General features: G+C 27.9%; 17 protein-coding genes and 1 other RNA gene. 5 read left to right on the top strand and 13 right to left on the bottom strand.

Going from position 1 to position 18926, the window contains the following annotated elements; translation table 11 throughout:
* Positions 1-36: 36 nt before the first annotated feature.
* Entirely contained in the window at positions 37-1521 is a 1485-nt protein-coding gene (locus tag BWR22_RS06615; protein WP_076732805.1) for a carboxypeptidase-like regulatory domain-containing protein, read from the top strand.
* Between the two features lie 49 nt (positions 1522-1570).
* Here BWR22_RS06615 and BWR22_RS06610 read toward each other — a convergent pair whose 3' ends face one another.
* From BWR22_RS06610 to BWR22_RS06570, 9 genes are all read right to left on the bottom strand, one after another.
* Complete coding sequence (locus BWR22_RS06610; protein WP_076732804.1) at positions 1571-2608, bottom strand: hypothetical protein; 1038 nt, start codon at positions 2606-2608, stop codon at positions 1571-1573.
* A 406-nt stretch (positions 2609-3014) separates the two neighbouring features.
* Positions 3015-3563 (bottom strand): 1-acyl-sn-glycerol-3-phosphate acyltransferase, encoded by a 549-nt coding sequence (locus BWR22_RS06605; RefSeq protein WP_076732803.1) that lies wholly within the window; start codon positions 3561-3563, stop codon positions 3015-3017.
* 1 nt (position 3564) lies between these two features.
* On the bottom strand, positions 3565-4647 hold the full coding sequence (locus tag BWR22_RS06600; protein ID WP_076732802.1) for an iron-containing alcohol dehydrogenase family protein: 1083 nt from the start codon (positions 4645-4647) through the stop codon (positions 3565-3567).
* Positions 4648-4680: 33 nt separating this feature from the next.
* Positions 4681-5298: a CatA-like O-acetyltransferase gene (locus BWR22_RS06595; RefSeq protein WP_076732801.1), complete on the bottom strand. Its 618-nt coding sequence runs from the start codon at positions 5296-5298 to the stop codon at positions 4681-4683.
* Positions 5299-5300: 2 nt separating this feature from the next.
* On the bottom strand, positions 5301-6005 hold the full coding sequence (locus BWR22_RS06590; RefSeq protein ID WP_076732800.1) for an HAD family hydrolase: 705 nt from the start codon (positions 6003-6005) through the stop codon (positions 5301-5303).
* Complete coding sequence (gene kdsB, locus BWR22_RS06585) at positions 5996-6724, bottom strand: 3-deoxy-manno-octulosonate cytidylyltransferase (RefSeq protein WP_076732799.1); 729 nt, start codon at positions 6722-6724, stop codon at positions 5996-5998. The genes BWR22_RS06590 and kdsB overlap by 10 nt, the downstream gene beginning before the upstream one ends.
* A gap of 61 nt (positions 6725-6785) precedes the next feature.
* Entirely contained in the window at positions 6786-7349 is a 564-nt protein-coding gene (locus BWR22_RS06580; protein WP_076732798.1) for a DUF4126 domain-containing protein, read from the bottom strand.
* Positions 7330-7554 (bottom strand): hypothetical protein, encoded by a 225-nt coding sequence (locus BWR22_RS06575; RefSeq protein WP_076732797.1) that lies wholly within the window; start codon positions 7552-7554, stop codon positions 7330-7332. Before BWR22_RS06575 ends, BWR22_RS06580 begins: the two co-directional genes overlap by 20 nt.
* A 30-nt stretch (positions 7555-7584) precedes the next feature.
* Complete coding sequence (locus BWR22_RS06570; RefSeq protein WP_076732796.1) at positions 7585-9012, bottom strand: ATP-dependent DNA helicase; 1428 nt, start codon at positions 9010-9012, stop codon at positions 7585-7587.
* A 123-nt stretch (positions 9013-9135) separates the two neighbouring features.
* Here BWR22_RS06570 and BWR22_RS06565 point away from each other — a divergent pair, with 123 nt between their 5' ends.
* From BWR22_RS06565 to BWR22_RS06550, 4 genes are all read left to right on the top strand, one after another.
* Entirely contained in the window at positions 9136-9870 is a 735-nt protein-coding gene (locus tag BWR22_RS06565; RefSeq protein WP_317042542.1) for a hypothetical protein, read from the top strand.
* On the top strand, positions 9833-10675 hold the full coding sequence (locus BWR22_RS06560; protein ID WP_241828234.1) for a DUF3822 family protein: 843 nt from the start codon (positions 9833-9835) through the stop codon (positions 10673-10675). The genes BWR22_RS06565 and BWR22_RS06560 overlap by 38 nt, the downstream gene beginning before the upstream one ends.
* A complete protein-coding gene (gene rsmD / locus BWR22_RS06555) occupies positions 10676-11233 on the top strand; it encodes a 16S rRNA (guanine(966)-N(2))-methyltransferase RsmD (RefSeq protein WP_076732795.1) in 558 nt (185 codons plus the stop codon). It abuts the gene before it with no gap.
* 245 nt (positions 11234-11478) lie between these two features.
* Positions 11479-12285 carry a hypothetical protein gene (locus tag BWR22_RS06550; protein WP_076732794.1) on the top strand — a complete coding sequence of 269 codons (807 nt, stop codon included), beginning with the start codon at positions 11479-11481 and terminating at the stop codon, positions 12283-12285.
* 57 nt (positions 12286-12342) lie between these two features.
* Here the strand turns inward: BWR22_RS06550 and rnpB are convergent.
* From rnpB to BWR22_RS06525, 4 genes are all read right to left on the bottom strand, one after another.
* Positions 12343-12645: RNase P RNA component class A (gene rnpB, locus BWR22_RS06545), an RNA gene on the bottom strand.
* Between the two features lie 405 nt (positions 12646-13050).
* Positions 13051-14619, bottom strand: a complete 1569-nt coding sequence (locus tag BWR22_RS06540; protein WP_083678236.1) for a DndE family protein — start codon at positions 14617-14619, stop codon at positions 13051-13053.
* Positions 14612-16717, bottom strand: coding sequence for a DNA sulfur modification protein DndD (dndD, locus tag BWR22_RS06535; protein ID WP_076732793.1), 2106 nt, complete (start codon positions 16715-16717; stop codon positions 14612-14614). The genes BWR22_RS06540 and dndD overlap by 8 nt, the downstream gene beginning before the upstream one ends.
* Before the next feature lie 175 nt (positions 16718-16892).
* Positions 16893-18806: a sigma factor-like helix-turn-helix DNA-binding protein gene (locus tag BWR22_RS06525; RefSeq protein ID WP_076732789.1), complete on the bottom strand. Its 1914-nt coding sequence runs from the start codon at positions 18804-18806 to the stop codon at positions 16893-16895.
* Positions 18807-18926: the final 120 nt, after the last annotated feature.

Below are 18926 nucleotides of genomic sequence, written 5' to 3'. Positions count from 1 at the left end.
TTTGTATTCCAAATCGTCTATATAAAAACTACGCACATGAATATTAAAAAAACGCTTTTAGTTTTATTTATCTCTTTAATAAATATTACATTTTTTCAAGCCCAATCTGTTAGTGGTAAAATTTTATCTACAGAAAATTTAGCTATACCATATGCTACCATTCAAATAGGAGAAAAACATGGCACTATATCTAATCAAGAAGGAGACTTTACAATAAGTACAAAAGGTTTTGCCGAAAATGAAATTGTAAAAATTTCGTATTTAGGTTTTGAAACAAAAGAAATACCGTTAAATAAATTTATTAGTAAAGATTATATTTTAAAAGAGCGTTTCGATGTTTTATCTGAAGTTTATTTAACAAATAAAAAACTTAACGTTGAAGAAATATTACAAAAGGTAAAAGATAGTATTTCTAGCAATTACAATTTAGATTTTAAAAGTCAAATATTTTATAGAAATACGATAGTTAGTACTCCTAAAAAAATGGAGTTTGAAATTTTAAAAGCTTCAGAACTTAGTAAAAGCACTATTAAAACCATAAATTCTCAATTTGAAGACTTACAAAATTTTGCTGTAAACAAAACATCTACTTACTATAAAGACATTTTATTAAACTATGCAAAACTTAACGATAGTATAAAAATAAATGTTACAAAGGCTACTAAATTAATTAATCAAGCTAAAGATAAATCTACAGATAAATTACAAACTGATTTTATAAAAATAATTACAAAGCAATTAGATTCAAGTTCTACTTACAAATTAAAAAGTGGCTTGTTTAAAATTGAAGATTCAATAAAAGTAGATAACGTATTTAAAACCAAAGAAACACCAAAAACTAAAGAAATAGCTTCAGATTTAAAAGTTTTATTAAATAAAAACGCAATAAACGAAAACTCCTATTTTAGTTTTCTTTTTAATACATCTAAAAACGATTATACACTAGATGGTATTTCGTATTTTAATGGGAACCCAGTTTATAAAATAACTTTTACTCCTAAAAGAAAAAGTGAGAAATTTGAAGGTGTTTTTTATGTAAACACAAAAGATTTTGCTGTTATAAAAATAGACTACAATTTAGCAGAAAACAGATTTGGAAAACGATTAAATTTAAAAATGTTAGTTGGTATTAAATTTATAGAAAACAAAATTAATGGATCTGTTGTATTTAAAAAAGGAGACGATAATTTATATAGTCCACAATTTATTAATATAGAAAAACAACAATATGCTTATTTATCTAGGCCTTTAAAGTTTATAAAAAATGTAATGAGTGAGGATGATGAAAAGACAACTTTTAAATTTAAATTTAAAGTAGAAGCAACTTCTAGCAGTAAAGAAGAACTGTACTTTATAGAAAATACAACAACTAACAATACTAATTTTAAGGAGTTTTTAAACGAAGATGAATATCAAATAGAATCTATAGAAGCTTATAATCCTGAAATTTGGAAGAATTACAAAATTATTTCTCCTGTAGAGTCTATAAAAAATTATCATTTAGAAGATATAAACATATAAAAAAAGCCACACTTAAAAGTGTGGCTTTTTTTATAAATTAATTATATAATTAATCTCTTTCTAAATAAACTGCTGAAGCAGATGCTAAATCATTATTTAATACTGGTGTTAAATTTCCACCTGTACCAATATTGTTAAAAGCTAAAATTTTACCATTTGCAGCCTCTGCAATATAAACTGTCTCTGTTTCGTCATCGTAAGCAACATCTACAGGGTTTCCTAAAACAGTATTTGTTCCAGAAACTCTAATCTGGTCTGTTACTGATAATGTACCACTATCTGGTGTAGCATCTAACTTTGATGTAAAGTTATAAATAACATGAAAACCACCATCTGTAGCACTTGCAGCGTCTCCAATATCTGTTAACACAGCTGTATCTGTATCATCATCAAAAGTAATACCGTGAGTTCTTACAATACCTTCAACTGTAATTCTTTTAGTTGGTGCAACAATAGCATCTGTATTGTTAGCTAAAAAGCCTTGAAATACTGCTAAATCTCCGGTAGCATCAACAATTGCATATAAATCTGAACCATTAAATACAATTCCCCAAAGTTTAAAACCTGTAGTAACTGTGTTTCTTAAAGAAAAAGAATTTCCACTTTTTTCATAAATAAATAATCTTCCATCTGGTGTATTTGGATCTCCATCAACATCAGAATTATCTGCTACTACATACATATTGTCGTTTACAGCTACTTCTCTTGGGCTATCCATGTCTGCAGTTCCTGCAACATCAACATCTACGGTTGTTCCAGAAGCTAATGTTGTAGCATTTGCAAAACCTTCTAAAGCTAAACTAGATCTAGATACTTGGTAAACTGTATCTGTATCATCATCATAATAAATACCGTCTGCCATTGTACTATTTGTAATTAACGTAGAAGCTGTAACATTAGATAAATCTGTTACATCATAAATATTTATATTTCCGTCTGCATTGTTTGAAGTAAAAAGTTTAACGCTTTCTGCATCTGGAATATTAATAACATTGTTATTGTCGTCGTCATCACTACAAGATGTAAATGTTAAAGATGTTAGAGCAAATAAGCTAAATAGTTGAATTGAATTTTTTAAAATTTTCATGTTTATTGGTTTTATTGTTATTTGGCTTTATTTACGAAGTTGTCAAACCTATGGTTTTATAATTCTATTTATTTAACCAATTCTTAACAGTTTAAACTTAAAAATCTTAAAGTTTACATAAAATTGAAGCTTATTATTAGGTAATATATAAGCCATATTTTAGAGAGAGATACCCAAAAAAATCTAGAAATATACTAGTAGAATGCAAAGAAAAAAGCTACTTTACATAGGTTAAGTAGCTTTTTTAAATCTTGTAGTAGGTAAATGTTTCTTTTTAGTGACTTGGGAAAGTTTACTTTATGTTTCATCCGCATACTACACGGAATTTATTCCAAATATTATACCAAAAATAATATTTTATTTAAATATGGAATAAATTTTTATTGAAAGAATATTATTTTTTTAACTACGAATATTCTGGTTTCTTGCCATTTACGCCTTTATAAAAGCTATGCATAAATTTAAAATCATCTTCAATATTATCTGTAGGATAAAATGCTTCAGAAACTAAATTTTGCTTGTTTTCAAAATCAAGAGTAAACATGATTATTGGCACTCCAGCTGCCTTTGCTATATAGTAAAAACCTGTTCTCCACTCTTCTACTTTTTTTCTAGTTCCTTCTGGTGCAAAGGTTATTCTAAACTCATCATGTTTATTAAATTCTTTAGCAATAGCTTCTACTTTATTTTCATTTGCACTTCTATTTAAAGGAACACCTCCAAGTGCTTTAAAAAAATAACCAAAAGGCCATATAAATAGCTCTTTTTTACCTACAAAATTTGTTTTAACTCCAACAATTTTTCGTAATAAAACACCTATATAGAAATCGTGCCAACTAGTATGCGGCACTGCTATAATAACAGATTTTTTTATAGAGTTTTTAGAGAAATTAGTATTGCCTACTATTTTCCATTTTAATATTTTAAAGTAAATAAATTTAGCTAGCCAACGCATATTACATTTTTTGGTAAAGCGTTCTAAGTTTATCTCTAGTAATTACTTTTTTCCATTGTTTCCCTATTGCATTTTCCCATAATGGTTCTAAACTAAGGGCTACATCAATCATGATATTAAATTCTTTATCCGAAAGGTTTTTACATATTCCTTGAGGAAGCTTAATATTATGTTTTGCTTTCATTTCTTTAAACATAGCAACTCCATCAGGATAATATTCCTCTAAATGATCAAAAACAATACAGTTTCCAATACCGTGTTTTACACCTAATAAATAGCCTAAACCATAACTTAAAGCATGTGCAACACCTACTTGAGAATAAGCAATACTCATTCCTCCATGCCAGCTCGCCATCATTAATTTATCTTGGCTATCTTCCTCACTTAAAGTATCTTCTAAAAAAATCTCTTTGCATAGAGAGAATGCTTTTTCTCCGTAAGTCTGGCTAAAAGAATTTAAATAGGTTCCATTAAGCGATTCTACACAATGTACAAAACAGTCCATTCCTGTAAAAAACCATTGGTCTTTAGGAACATCTTTAGTTAATTCTGGATCTAAAATAACTTGATCGAATGGCGTAAAATCACTATTTATACCAAGTTTTCTTTCTGGTCCTGTTAAAATTGTGGTTCTTGAAACCTCTGCTCCTGTTCCAGATATAGTTGGAATACCTACGTGATATATTGCTGGATTCTTTACAAGATCCCAACCTTGATAATTTTTAGATTCACCTGGATTTGTAAGCATAATGGATACAGCTTTTGCTATATCTAAAACGCTACCTCCTCCAATACCAATAATTCCAGATGGTAACTCTTTATAATCTAAAATAATTTGTTCTACTAGTTGGTCTATTTGCGATGTTTCTGGTTCTTTTGCAGTAGAGACATATATCACTTTATCATCATAAGACAATGGAATTCTTGAGGTTAACCATGCGTTACCTTTAAAAACATCGTCTACAAAATATATAAATGGAGCTTTAGTGCTTAATCGTTTAGGTGATAGAATTTCTTCTATTTGATTAAAACTGCCTCGTCCAAATATTACTCTGGACACCATTGGAAAATTTTTATAAATCATTGACTTTTTTGTTAGTCTTAGTTTGTAAAGTTATTACTTATTTAAATTTTTCTGAAACATTTCTGAAAATAAACTTAAATGATACCCATCTACTAACGCATGGTTTACATTTATTGCTACATTCATAATTTTATTATTATTTGTTTCTTTTACTTTGCCAAAGGCTAATTTTGGTACAGATTCTAATAAACCTGAAACAGGTTCTTTATGTCCTGAAAAGTCAGACCATGGTATTGCAGAGCAATGAATACAGTCTAATCCATTTTTTGGAGGAAATAAATTATTAGAGTTTTCTATTCTATTTTTTTCAGCTTCAAAATTTAGTAAAAAGGTTTCTAAATTTTCGCTATAATCTATAAACGAAAATCCAAATGTTTTATTCTTTCTAATAATAGTTGCTGATGCATGAATGGTATTATAAACCATTACTTTACCATCTAAAATTCTATATTTTAAATTTTCTACACTATTAATTGCTTGCATACAAGCGTGCAAATAGGTGCCAAAAAAACTTATTTTATGGTCTTTAGCAAATTGATATGTTTTTGTAACATTAAATGGTATAGTAATTCCAAAATAAGGATCTTTCAAATTCGAAAAATGCTTATAATGTTGTTTTCTATCCCAAGTATTTATATCTAATTCTTTCAAATTTATTGTAATATTTTTGGCAGCTGCAATAAACTTTCTAAAGTTTTATATGTTTTACCATTGGTTTCGTTTTCTTCTACTTGCTCATGAATCCAAGTAGTATGAAAAGGAATATGTACAGCCTTTGCGTTTAGGTTTACTAACGGTAGTATATCAGATTTTAATGAGTTTCCAACCATTAAAAACTCTTCTGGTTTTATATCTAAGTGTTGTAATAACTTTTTATAATTTTCTTCTTTTTTATCGCTTAATACTTCTATATGATGAAAATAATCTAACAATCCAGATTTTTCAAGCTTTCGTTCTTGGTCTAATAAATCGCCTTTAGTAGCAACAATTAGTTTATATTTTTTTGATAGTTGTTTAAGCACATCTTCTACTCCATCTAATAATTCTACAGGCTTATTAATCATAGATTTTCCAATCTCTAATATTTTACTTATAGTTTCATTAGATACTGTATTGTTAGATAATTCTAAAGCCATTTCTACCATAGATAAAACAAATCCCTTTACTCCATAGCCATAAACAGGAAGGTTTTTTATTTCCATTTTAAATAGCTCTTGATCTATTTTATTTTCGGTTTCAAACTTATTTAACAACTTAGCAAATTGACTTTCGGCATCACGAAAATAAGTTTCGTTTACCCAAAGTGTATCGTCTGCATCAAAACCTATAACTTTTATGTTACTGTAATCTATTTCCAAAATTTATTAGCTTTTTCTAAATCTTCTGGAGTATCTATTTCTATTCCTTGAACATTTGTTTCTACCATTTTTATACGCTTTCCGTATTCTAAATATCTTAATTGTTCTAGTTTTTCTGAAGCTTCTAAAACTTGCATTGGCAATCTATAAAAATCTAGAATGGCTTGTTTTCTAAAGGCATAAACTCCTTTATGCTTATAATATTTTACATCAACATTTTTATCTCTTGGATATGGAATTGGACTTCGTGAAAAATAGAGCGCAAAATTAAATTGGTCGATTACTACTTTTACTGTGTTTGGGTTTTTAATTTCTTCTTCATCTTGAATATGAACCATTAAAGAAGCTAAATCTACTTCTTTTTTAGGATCTTCTTTAAAAACTTGAATAAGCTTAACAAGCGATTTTTTATCTGTAAAAGGCTCATCTCCTTGTACATTTATAATAACATCTACATCTAAAAACTCGACTGCTTCGGCTATTCTATCGCTTCCGCATTCGTGTTCTTTTTTGCTCATCATCACCTTTCCGCCAATATCTTTAATTTCTTTAAAAATAATTTCACTATCTGTTACTACAACAACATCATCAAACAGTTGTGTAGCCACTGTTGCCTCATAAGTTCTAGTAATAACAGGTTTTCCTTTTAAATCTTGCATAAGTTTACCTGGAAAACGAGAAGCACTGTAACGTGCAGGAATCATTGCGATTATTTTCATTTTTTAACCTGAGTTTTTAGCGGAATTATTAATAGTCAAAAATATAATTTTTAAACTGAATTTATGCCTTGCGAGATTTAAACTTTTTATAAAACCTAAATATAACTGCAACTATAATAATAACAAGAAATATTGCTATAACAGGAAACACTATTGAAATCGCAGACATTACAACAGCTGTTCCTGTTTCTACAGTCGAAACCACAGGATTTGCGACACCGCCTGTTGTTGCTGTGGATGTCAATCTGGCTGCACCAGATGTACCTGCAACTGCTGCTGCCGTTCCTCCTCCTGCTATTATGGCTAAAGCCCAAGTTACCACCGGACTTAAATCTGCGACAGTGGATACCATAACTGCTGTTCCTGCAATGGCAGCTAAAGGGATTGCTACAGAATCTAGTAAATTATCTACATAAGGAATGTAATATGCACAAATTTCTACCACTGTGGCTACTCCTAAAACTATTAAAGCAGATAAACTACCTATCCATTGCCAAGATTCGTTTAACTCCCAACCGCCTAAATACGCTGTTAAACTTAGTGCAAATAAAGGAACAAATACTCGAAAACCAACAGATGCTGCTAAACCTATACCTAAACAAATACTAATTATTGTTTCGCTCATTTTCTTTAATTTTATTTAAATATTTCTTGTTTGCTAGGTGCGTTATAAAACCATATAACAAACCACCTATTAACCATATAATAATTCGTTTTGGAAAGTTTCTCCAAATAAAATCGTGGTTTAAAAAATCGAATAAGCTAGAGAAAACAAGCATAATAATTCCAAAAAATATTCCTTCTATAATCCAGTGCTGTCGTTTTTTCATAAAACCTCTTTGTATTAAAGATAAAACTATTTATTCAGCTTCAAAAAAATCATCTTTAAAACCTATTAAGTATAATTTTTCTTGTGCTCTTGTTACTGCGGTATATAGCCAACGTAAATAATCTCGATTTATACCTTCTGGTAAATAAGGTTGTTCTACAAATACAGTATTCCATTGTCCACCTTGTGATTTATGACATGTTATAGCATAAGAGAACTTTACCTGCAATGCATTAAAATGGTTGTTACCTTTTATTTTTAAATACTTTTTATACTTACTGGTTTCATCTTCATAATCTTTTTGTATTTCTTGATATAAGCGATTAGAATCTTCATATGGTAAAGAAGGTGTTTCTGCAGAAATAGTATCTAATAACAAAACGGTTTCTAAAGGTCTCATTTTTGGGTAATCAACCATACGTATTTTAACTTCTGCAAACCTAAAACCATATAACTCTTTAATACTAAAAATTTCAAGAACCTCTATAATATCTCCATTTGCAATAAATCCTGCTTCACTAGTAGGCTTTAACCAAAAATAATTGTTTTTAACTACCATAAGATAATCTCCGGCAGATAATTCGTTTTCATTAAATAGAATACGACTACGTATTTGCTGGTTATATAAATTAGCTCTTTTATTACTGCGTACAATAATTGCCATTTCTTCGTTACCTAATGTACTATAGGCATCGTTAATAGCATCCATTATATCGTAACCATCTACAAGTCTTACAATATCTGGAAAACCTTTTATGTTAAATTTAAAACTTTCAAAAAAAGAACTAGCAATGGTTTCTCTTAATAATGTTGCGTTTTCTAAAATTCCAGAATCTTGACCTTGACGCATAACCTCGTCAAGTTCGATTTTAGTTACTTCTTTATTGTAGCTTAAACTTAATATGTTTTCGTCTAAAGCTGGACTAATATCAAGTTTAACCGGTGGTAATTGTGCTGTATCTCCAATTAAAAGCAATTTACATTTATGACCTTGATAAACATATTGCATTAAATCGTCTAGTAAGGAGCCATTGGCATAAAGTTTAGAGTCTGAAGGTGCATCTGGAATCATAGATGCTTCATCTACAATAAAAATGGTGTCTTTATGCTTATTTGGTTGCAATACAAACTTTACACCACCACCTTTATCTTTTTTAGGAAAATATATTTTTTTATGTATTGTAAAGGCTTCTTTTTTAGAATAATTACTAATAACTTTTGCTGCTCTACCCGTTGGAGCCATTAGGACTGCACTTTTTTTTGCTTTCCATAAATTATTAACTATTGTGCCAATTACAGTAGTTTTTCCTGTTCCAGCATAACCTTTTAACAAAAAGACATCATTATTATTATTTTTAAAAATAAATTCAGAAAGTTGTAATAATAATATATCTTGCTTCGCTGTTGGTAAAAACGGAAATTGCTGTTTTATAAGGGAATAAAATTGAGAAGACGTCATTAAGCTTATTAAGAATTTAAGAATAATTCAAATATATAAATGATTTTTACTCTTATTGGTTTTTACGAACAAAAAAAAATTGTAGATTTGCGATAGACCATTAACTAAATAAATTAAAAAATTATGATAATAATTGCTGTAATAGTTGTAATTCTTCTAACTGTTGGAATTGTTTGGGCAATAGACAAGTTTGTTCCTGTAAAATTAAAAACACCTTTAACCATTTTACTTTGGATAGGTATTTTTGCTTTAGGTTATATAACCTTTAATTCTGTTTACGATGAAATTAAATTTCACAACATTAAACAAGATCGTTATGCTGCTGTAATTAAAAATTTAGTAGACATTAGAGATTCGGAATTAGCATACAAAGAAGTAAACGGTAAATTTACAGGCGATTTCAATCAATTAGTAAACTTTATAGAAACTGGTAAATTTGCAATTATAGAACGTAGAGATTCTACAGTTATAGATGAAGAAAAAACAAAAGCTTACGGTGGAATTAAGTATACTAAAGAAATTACTATTGTAGATACTTTAAATTTTGTTTCTGTTAAAGATTCTTTATTTAAAACTTCTACTCGATACAAAACAATGATTAACATTCCTTACGCTAAAGAAGGTACTAAGTTCACTTTAAAAGCTGGAGAAGTTGGAGAAGAAGACAAAAAACTTCCAGTATTTGAAGCTGTAGCTTGGAAAAAGGATATTTTACACGACCAACCAAAAGATTTAATTAGAAAGGAAGAAAATGCCTTTTCTGTTGAAGAAATTAATGGAGATGCCATTAGAATTGGTTCTATGGAAGAAGTAAAAGTTAATGGAAACTGGCCAAAAGTTTATGACCCAACAAACTAATAACAGTAACCAAATATCACACAAAGCATTGTCCATTCAAATAAGTTTGAATGGACTTTCTTTTTGTATTATAAACAGTCATGACAATTCAGTTTTAAAAATAGATCATGATGTGTTTGATAAAAAAATTACACCTTTTGAATTATTAGATACTATTAAACACAGTTTTAATACTAAAACGTGGTTAGACGACACTTTTAATACTGTACAAGTAATTCATGAAAATGAATTGTCTACACTAGTACCTAAACCTTTGTTTAATGAAGAAGCAATTGCAGATTACTTAAAACTAAACTCTAAAATTCTTAAAACAGACTTTATAACCTTCGATACCATTTCTGTAAACGATTCTGTTAACGTGTATGTACCTTACGTAAACGTAAACAACTACATTTACGAGCGTTTTGGAGATTTTACATACAAGCACTACTCTACTATTTTAGTTGAGCAAATTTTAGCTCAAGAAAAAAATGCTAATAATAATAAAATGTACATTCATGTAAGTGAAACTCATTTTGAAATTATTGTTACAAAAAAAGGTAATTTAGAGCTTTACAACACTTTCGAATACCAAACTGCTGAAGATTTTATTTATTATGTACTTTTTACTGCAGAGCAATTAAAACTTAATCCAGAAGTTATTGAAACAGTATTATTAGGTACCATTGTTAAAGACGATGCACTTTACAACATACTATATAAATATATTAGGCATGTAAATTTTGGTAGCCGAAAAGAAGACATAATAACAACTAAAGACATTAAAAATAATCACTCACATTTCACACTTTTAACACGATTTTAAATGCGTATAATTTCAGGAGAATTTAAAGGTAGAAGAATTACAGCACCAAAAAAGTTGCCTGTACGTCCTACAACAGATATGGCTAAAGAATCGTTGTTTAATATTTTAAATAACACGTATTATTTTGACGATATTTCTGTGTTAGATTTATTTGCCGGAACAGGTAATATAAGTTATGAATTTGCTTCGCGAGGCACAGAAAATATTACATGTGTAGATGCCGATTACGGTTGTATTAAATTTATAAACGAAACTGCAGAAAGTTTCGATATGTCTATACAAACTATAAAAAGTGATGTTTTTAAATTTTTAGAAAACAGCAATACAAAACACACCATAATTTTTGCCGATCCGCCTTACGATTTTCCTGTAGAAGAATTCTCAAAAATTCCAGAATTAGTATTTAAAAACAATTTGTTAGAAAACGATGGCTTGTTAATAGTAGAACACTCTAAACACACAAATATTTCGCACTTAGAGCATTACAGCCACTCTAAAAGTTATGGTGGCAACATGTTTAGTTTTTTTAAAAATGAAACAATAGACGAAGAAGAATAGGTTTTAAAAATCGTAATTATTTTCCTACGTAAAAATACTGGATTTCAAGCACTTATGTTTTTTAAGTGCTTTTTTTCATTATCTTGCTATTGCTATTATCAACTAAATTTGTAATCTATTTACACACCTCATTCTGCACCTTATTCTTTTCAGTTAAAATATTAATAGCATATTTAGTTGCAAAACTTTGCTATGGTTAAAAGTAAGTTATTAATCAATTTATATTAACCAAAACATGCCACATTATGAAAACTTTAAAGCATCAAAAAAAAACTAGAAAGAAGTTAGTATTTAGTAAAAATTTTAAATCAAACTTAATGACATTAATTGCCTTGCTGTTTGCTTTTAATATTACACATTCGCAAGATGAAGCAACTATGTTTGTATTACATACAGATAATGTAAAATTCGAAAAAATACCAGCCTATGAAAAAGTCGCTAAAGAATTAAAAGACAATTTTACGAAGTATAATCTTAAAGATAATAATTGGACGACTGTTAACACGCAAGATGGTCGTTACGTATATGTTACGCCAATTAAAAATATGGCAGAATTAGATAAAAACATAATGAAAGGCCTAACCGATAAAATAGGAGAAGAAGCCGTTAATACTATGTTAGATTCTATGGACGATTGTTACGATACGCATAGCGATAAAATAATTCATTATATTAAAGATTTATCTTATGAGCCAGAAGGTTATACTACTGCTGGTAAAAATTACCGCGAGTATCATTTTATTTATTACGCACCAAAAAACGCTAAAAAAATTAAGGAAGCTATAGCTAATGTTAAAGCCTTATATGTAAAAAAAGGAATAAAAAATGGTTATACTATTTTTCATAGTGGATTTGGAAACGAAAAAAACTACTTTATGGTATCTGTTGCAGGTAAAGACAAATTAGAAATCGCTCAAATCGATAAAATTGAAGAGAAGCAATTAGGAGAAGAACTAGATCCTACAATGTTTAATGTTATTGCTTTAAGTACAAAATATGAAAAAGTTGAAGCCAGAGTAAGGCCAGACCTTAGTTACTATCCTAAAGAATAATAACTACATAATTAACAACATACAAAAACCCTTTACAAATTTGTAAAGGGTTTTGTTTATTTAAGTAAACCTATAAGCCGGATTCTGTACTCTTTCGAGCCCTTATCATTTATCTACATGAGTTGTTACCAACACACTTTAGCTGCCTACCCTCTAGCTCGCGCGTGCACGCTCAAACGCTAGTTTACATGACATTGCACCACATAGAGTTTACCTGGTTTCACTACAGCATGACCTGTACATACTTTCTGTTGCACTTTTCCTAACCTCACGGCTGGTGGCTGTTAACCACTATATTGCACTACGGTGTCCAGACTTTCCTCACAAACAAAATGCCTGTGCGATAAGGCGATTTACTTATTTGCAAAAATAGAATAAACTTATATATGTTTTAATATGAATATGAGATTTGTTTTGGTGAGTTTGTTTATAGTGTTTGTATATGGTTTGTTGCGGATTTTGTGCACTAACTTTTCGGATTTAGCACGAGCCGAATTTTTTATTTTTTTTTAAGCTTCTTTATTAAATATAACTGAATAAAAAAATTTGGTGTCCACTATAAATATACAAAAACTAGTAGAAAAGCCTATAATAGCAATGTTTTATACACGCTATTGTAAAACGGCTTTACTCCGCTCAACTTGTTTCCCCAATGTTTTTCTATTAGTTTAAATGTGAAGTTTGGTGTGAAAGCTCTTTTATTTTTTTAGATTTGGCTTTTTTTAGCGTTGGAAAAAAATAATTGTGCTTGAACATAGTTTCGGCTTAAATATTTTCCTCTTTTTTAGTTTTCCACCATTGCTTTAATTCAATTAATTTTGGTTCTCCTATATTTATAATAGCTTTTCCTCCCTCGAGTTTCTCTAATTGAGTGTTCAGTTTGACTTCACTATTTACGCTACCAAGAAATGGAATAATTCTTTTCGTAGATTTATCTTTAACATTAGCACAAATAGGAAATTGAATTTGTGACATAAAATTAAAATCTTTGTAAACAAAATCTTGAGTTTCTTGAGCAATTAAGATGATTATTATTCCCATAGATCGTAATTCTCTCAACATTGACTCAATTACAGGTCTTGCATTTTTATGTTGTAAAAAATTCTGTGCTTCATCAATAATAATAACGTGTTTTAAAGCTTTTATATTATTTGTTACAGCTGTATCTCCAGATTTTTTAATGCTATCATACATATACTTCAAAAGATTAAATGTTACAAATTGTTTAATCTCTTTTGTAACCTCTGAAGGCATTGAAATATATGTACTTTGATTAAATATAGAATATGACTTTGACTCATCATAAATGCCAGAGTTAATTAGTTGTTGAATTACACTAGTAGTTGTATCGAATTTGCCTTTATTTTTCTCTAAAATATTTTCTAATAATTCGTCTAATGTTGGTGAAGAATTATTATCAAAATAATAGTCTTTTATTTCTCTTACCAAGCTAGCTGACTGAACTTGACCAATACTCTTAAAAAAAGTTCTTAAATCACTTGCAAAAGACTCAATATAGTTTTGATTACTTAAATCATAGTTTTTTAATGGACTAAAAGGGAAACCGTTTTGATGCTTAATATCTATGAATTTAGCTTTAGTTGAAGATAAAAATGTATCAAGTTTTTCTTTAGTATCTGTTCCTTTAAAATCAAAAAAAGTAAAGTTTAGTTCATATTCTGTTTGTTTGGAAATTTGATAAATTAAATCAAATACTAATTGTGTTTTTCCTGATCCAGTTGTACCTGCAATGCCAAAATGACGACTTGTATATTCTGTTTCGTCATTAATTTTAATTTTAATAGGTTCGCCATTGAGTTCGTTTCCTAGGTTTAATTCAATAGGTTTATCTGTACTATTGATTAAATTAGTAGTTATTTCTGTTTTATCAGAACTTGAAACATACACATTAGATTTTCTTTTATGTAATCCTTTTTTTACTGGTTTCAATAAAAGTGAGATATGTTCTCCTTTCGTGATGTCACTATTGTTTAATTTATTATTCCAGATTTCAAGACCATCTTTTAAATGAAGTTTATATAGCTTAATAAATTCACTTTCTGTTAATTCTTTATTATAGTGTTGATCGAAAATAGTTTTATAAAGAGTAAAGTTGTCTACGTCATTAACTAAACGACCAAAGATGTTACTTGTAGGTGTATATTCTCTTCCGTTTTGAGGTAGACTATTTTCGTTTTCGTGAAACAGACGACCTTTTTCAATACTTAATGACAATGCAATTCTTCCTGTAATTGTGTCTCTTTTAAAATTATAGATATTTGTAATTCTATCTAATAATTCTGTACTTTCTGAATCTATTTTAAATCTAATCATTGCTTGTAGTATTAAAATAACCGTTTTTTAAATTTGTATTTGCTCCATCATTAAACAGTAGATAAGATTTTGAAATGTTTTCTGAAATATCTTTAAATCGTTTAGGTGTAATTTCACTATTTGTTGAAAATAGTACGACTTGTTCTGAAAGAGTTGGATAATATTTTTTTGTAATGCTGTCTCTGTGTTCTTCATCTAATCTACCAAGAGGTGTATCTATAAATATTGGTAAACTTTGTATTGATTCTTTTAATATTGCTTTAATCAAACAGGAAATATAAATCTGCTTTTCTCCAGATGATAAACTTTCTTTTCTTATTTCATTATCATCTTGATCTAGTAATGTAATTTTCATACCTTGTCCTTTTGCGAGAGTTACTACTTTTACATCCTCAATAAATCGATTATTATTTTCTTCACTATTTAATTTATGCATCAATATGTTTAATTCATTAAGAATTGTTGTTTCTAAACTTTTTTCGTGACTCTTTTTTTGTTCTTCAAGAAATATGTTTAAAACATCAATATATTTCTGACTTTCTTTAATCTTTAGTTTATTTTGTTCATTTATATCTACTTTTTTCACTAACGTTTGTAGTTGTTGATTTAAACGAACTATATCACTTTCTAATTTCTTTATTTTTACTTTATTACCACCAATTTGTTCCTTACTTATATCTCTTTTGTATTCAGCAGTTTCTTTTTCAGATATTGCCTCTAAAATATATTCGTCTTCTTGATCTGCATCAACTTTACTCAAAGTTTTATTTAATTCTAAAAGTTTAATTTGCACTTCATTAAACTCCTCAATTGTAGTTTCGAATAAACCTTTAGATTGCTCATTAACTAAGTTTATAGCATCTTTAATAATATTTTTTTCTGAATTATTCAAATCGTGCTCAAATTCTAATTCTTGATAATCTCCATTATCACTAAATAACTCTGAACCTAAATTTTTAGCTTTTTCGTAATAAAAGTTTTTGTCTTTAAAAGACATTGTAGAATTGTCTGGTTCAGGTGGTTTATTAAAAAGAAGCTCAATAAAATTCTCAATTTTTTCTGAATTTTCTTTTGATGAATTTTGTGATAATTCGTTTTTCTCTTGAATTTCAAGATGATCGCTTACTTCTTCAAGTTTTCCTGTTAGAATAGTTAAAGGAATTATTTCGCTTAATTCATTAAATTTTTCGGATAATTCAAGTCTCTTTGCTTGTAACTTTTCTATTTCGGATGAAATCGATTCTCTATCAAATATAGAATTGCCTTGTTTACTGTGTTGTGATATAAAAATATCGTATTTCCTGATAGATTTCTTTAAATCATCAATCTCTTTAAGCTTTTCGGCATTCTCTTCTTCAAGCTTTTCAATATCGATGTTAAAGAGTTCAATAGCTTTTTCTTTATCTACAATTTGTTCTTGTAAATTTTTAGTAGCTCCTTCTTTTTTAAGAGAATTTATATAAAACTCTATATCTTCAATAAGTGTATCGTAAGCATCTAACCCTAAAATTTTACCTAAAGCATCATTTATAAAACTTCCTTCTTCCTTAATTGATAAGTTGGCTATTTCAGATATTTTTTCTGCATCAAAAAAGACAAATTTTGCAGCATCTATTGGAATTATATAATCATTTATAAAGTTAATTTTATCTGCTTCATCATCAAAAATTTCCATTTTTGAATCGGCATCTAAAATCATAAGTTCTTCACTCATACTAGAAACATTAAATTTCCTAGTAATAATTACGCTTTCAGAATTGGAATTTAATTTCTTTAGTTCCGGTAATTCAATTTCTGAAATAAGTAAGCTAACAGAAAAAGTATCTTTATTCTCTTTTTTTGCAGTCCAATTAAGAGATTGAAACATAAAAGAGTCATAATTTTTTTCTTTTTTAATTTCTTGTTTAAAGTTGTTATCTACTTTTTCAATTTGTCGACCGTACAAGCACCATACTATTGAAATTAGGAAATTAGTTTTACCATATCCATTTCTACCTCCGATTAAAATAATATTTTCATCAGAATTGGTAGTTAAGTCAATATTAACTTCTTTGTAATATTGCCTAAAATTGTTGATTTTTATTTCGGATAATTTCATTTCACGGATTTATTAATGGTGTCATCAATTTTTTGCTGATGATAGTTTTTTCTAGAATGTAATTTTTTTGTTTTTACAGAATCTAATAAAGTTTCTATAGAATTAAAATTCACTCCTTTTTCATTACAAATTTCTTTGAGTCTTTGACTCTGTAGTATTTTAGTTTCCTTTATTTTCATAAGTTTATATTTAATGAAGTCAGAATGTTTTTTGTTTCTTTTAAAGTAAGATCGTAATTTTTATTTAAAAAATTACTCATTTGATTAATGTCGTTGAAAGTATTCTTTTTCAGTTTTCCTTTGATTATTTTACCTAGCTGAATAGGTAGTTTTTCATATTTTATTAAATCGTAATCATTTACTTTATTTGATAAACCAATAAATTTTTGATTAAAAATTATAAACGATTTGTTAGGATCAAGTTTTAAATTGGTTATTATATTTCTTTCGTTTGTCTTAGCTCTATATTTGTGAACTTCTTCAAGAATTTCAGTTATATGAATAGGGGTGTTTGAGTTCTCCAATAATTCAGTTACAATATCCTTTATTGTTCCTCCCTTAATATCATTTCTTGTGTTTTCCCATTTTTTCAAACCAAAAGTGCTACTTCTTCCAAAATAAATAATCTCATTACTACGTTGACAACTACCTCTTAAAGCTTCTTCACTTTTAGTAGCTTCAGGATAGTGAATGCATATCCATTCATAAATTTTACTTAATTTTGATGGTTTATTTAAATTTTCTAAAGCCTCAATAATATATTCAGGAACTTGTTTGTGTGTATTTCTTTTAAAAATTATATTTTCATTTAAATCAAGATTCATCTCAAATTCTTCATTAATAATATTTTCAGCAATTGGAAATGCTGAGTTTAAAACATCGATTTTATCATTAATTAAAAACCTTGATAAATAGCTTTTAAAATTAAAAGAATAAGATTCTACAATTTTATCACTTATTCTATTGTCAATATCATTAACCAAAGCATTAAAATCAATTTCTTTAACAATTTCTTTTTTTATTAAAAAGAAATTGTTCCAATTATGTCTATTACGAGTATTAAAATATTTTAGTTGGATAACATCCTCAACAAATCCAATCAACGAAAATCTATTAGATAAGTAAACGTAAAGTATGAAGGTTATAAATTCTCTTGAAAAAAATGTGAGGTTAGTAATGTTAATTACATCAATTAGATCTTGATTTATTTCAATTTGTTCAGCATTAGTATCGATATTATATTTTTGGAATAAATCCTCATTAAAATTTTGAATAAAAGAGAGTTTCTCGAATAATTCATCTAGACACGTTACTCTTATTTGTCTTACTCTTTCTCTAGTCAATTTAACTTCGTCTGCAATATCATCAAGAGTTAATTCTTTTTGGTTTTGATATATCTTAAAAGCTTTTTTTACAATTGCTATTTGTATATTATCAAATAAGGCATTATTGTTTAATAAAAAATCTGTAAGTAAAAATATTGATTCTGATTCAAGTACATTGCTTGGGATTTTTGAAATAGAAAAAGTCCCTTGAATTAAGAAATTGTTTTTTAATGAAATTAGATGTTTTTCGTCATTAGATTGACTAACTTCAATTAAGAATTCTTTTATAATTGAAAAATAAATTTCTAATTCTGGAACACATTTAGCTCCAACGTTTTTAATATTATTGACATTAAATTTTTCAGAAAGTAAAATTTTTTGTGCAAAATTTTTAATTTTCAAATTACCATTTAAATGAAGTGTAATAGCATTTTTGCTTCTTACAGAAAGACTATTTGTATTAACCAGTATGAAGCTATTTATGACTTCTCTTTGAACTCTTGTTAACTCTGAAATTATTGCTTTTAGAAGATTTTCTTTTTTGATTACTGTTTGTTCATTTTCGAAATGTTCTCCTTGATATTTGTTACAGATTTCAATTAATTCTTCATTAGATTTTCTGCCACAATTTCGAAGCTTATCGAAAGATTTATGTTTGAAGTAATATTCCTTTAAATCTTTTATTGAATTTATTTTATTGTATTTGCAAACGTGATATGACCGAACACTAATTTCTTCTTTTCTATAAATATCGTCTATTGTCATTCTAATTCGTGAAGATTCTTTTAATTCAATTTAATTATCTAAAATACATTTTATTTTTTTATTCAGTTTACGGTTTTCCTTAATTTTCTTTCAGCGCAGGCAAAATTAGGCTCTTTTAGT

Source organism: Lacinutrix venerupis (assembly GCF_001971745.1).
Taxonomy (GTDB): domain Bacteria; phylum Bacteroidota; class Bacteroidia; order Flavobacteriales; family Flavobacteriaceae; genus Lacinutrix; species Lacinutrix venerupis.
Note: the sequence above shows the minus strand (reverse complement) of the source record. Positions and strands in the feature narration are given on the sequence as shown.

Bases quoted from the DNA above. Each gene is read 5' to 3' on its own strand.
- BWR22_RS06600 (WP_076732802.1), bottom strand. From the start codon at position 4,647: ATGATTTATAAAAATTTTCCAATGGTGTCCAGAGTAATATTTGGACGA.
- BWR22_RS06580 (WP_076732798.1), bottom strand. From the start codon at position 7,349: ATGAGCGAAACAATAATTAGTATTTGTTTAGGTATAGGTTTAGCAGCA.
- BWR22_RS06575 (WP_076732797.1), bottom strand. From the start codon at position 7,554: ATGAAAAAACGACAGCACTGGATTATAGAAGGAATATTTTTTGGAATT.
- BWR22_RS06610 (WP_076732804.1), bottom strand. From the start codon at position 2,608: ATGAAAATTTTAAAAAATTCAATTCAACTATTTAGCTTATTTGCTCTA.
- BWR22_RS06560 (WP_241828234.1), top strand. From the start codon at position 9,833: ATGGAAACTGGCCAAAAGTTTATGACCCAACAAACTAATAACAGTAAC.
- rsmD (WP_076732795.1), top strand. From the start codon at position 10,676: ATGCGTATAATTTCAGGAGAATTTAAAGGTAGAAGAATTACAGCACCA.
- BWR22_RS06565 (WP_317042542.1), top strand. From the start codon at position 9,136: ATGATAATAATTGCTGTAATAGTTGTAATTCTTCTAACTGTTGGAATT.
- BWR22_RS06550 (WP_076732794.1), top strand. From the start codon at position 11,479: ATGAAAACTTTAAAGCATCAAAAAAAAACTAGAAAGAAGTTAGTATTT.
- BWR22_RS06615 (WP_076732805.1), top strand. From the start codon at position 37: ATGAATATTAAAAAAACGCTTTTAGTTTTATTTATCTCTTTAATAAAT.
- BWR22_RS06605 (WP_076732803.1), bottom strand. From the start codon at position 3,563: ATGCGTTGGCTAGCTAAATTTATTTACTTTAAAATATTAAAATGGAAA.
- BWR22_RS06540 (WP_083678236.1), bottom strand. From the start codon at position 14,619: ATGATTAGATTTAAAATAGATTCAGAAAGTACAGAATTATTAGATAGA.
- BWR22_RS06525 (WP_076732789.1), bottom strand. From the start codon at position 18,806: ATGACAATAGACGATATTTATAGAAAAGAAGAAATTAGTGTTCGGTCA.
- kdsB (WP_076732799.1), bottom strand. From the start codon at position 6,724: ATGAAAATAATCGCAATGATTCCTGCACGTTACAGTGCTTCTCGTTTT.
- BWR22_RS06570 (WP_076732796.1), bottom strand. From the start codon at position 9,012: ATGACGTCTTCTCAATTTTATTCCCTTATAAAACAGCAATTTCCGTTT.
- dndD (WP_076732793.1), bottom strand. From the start codon at position 16,717: ATGAAATTATCCGAAATAAAAATCAACAATTTTAGGCAATATTACAAA.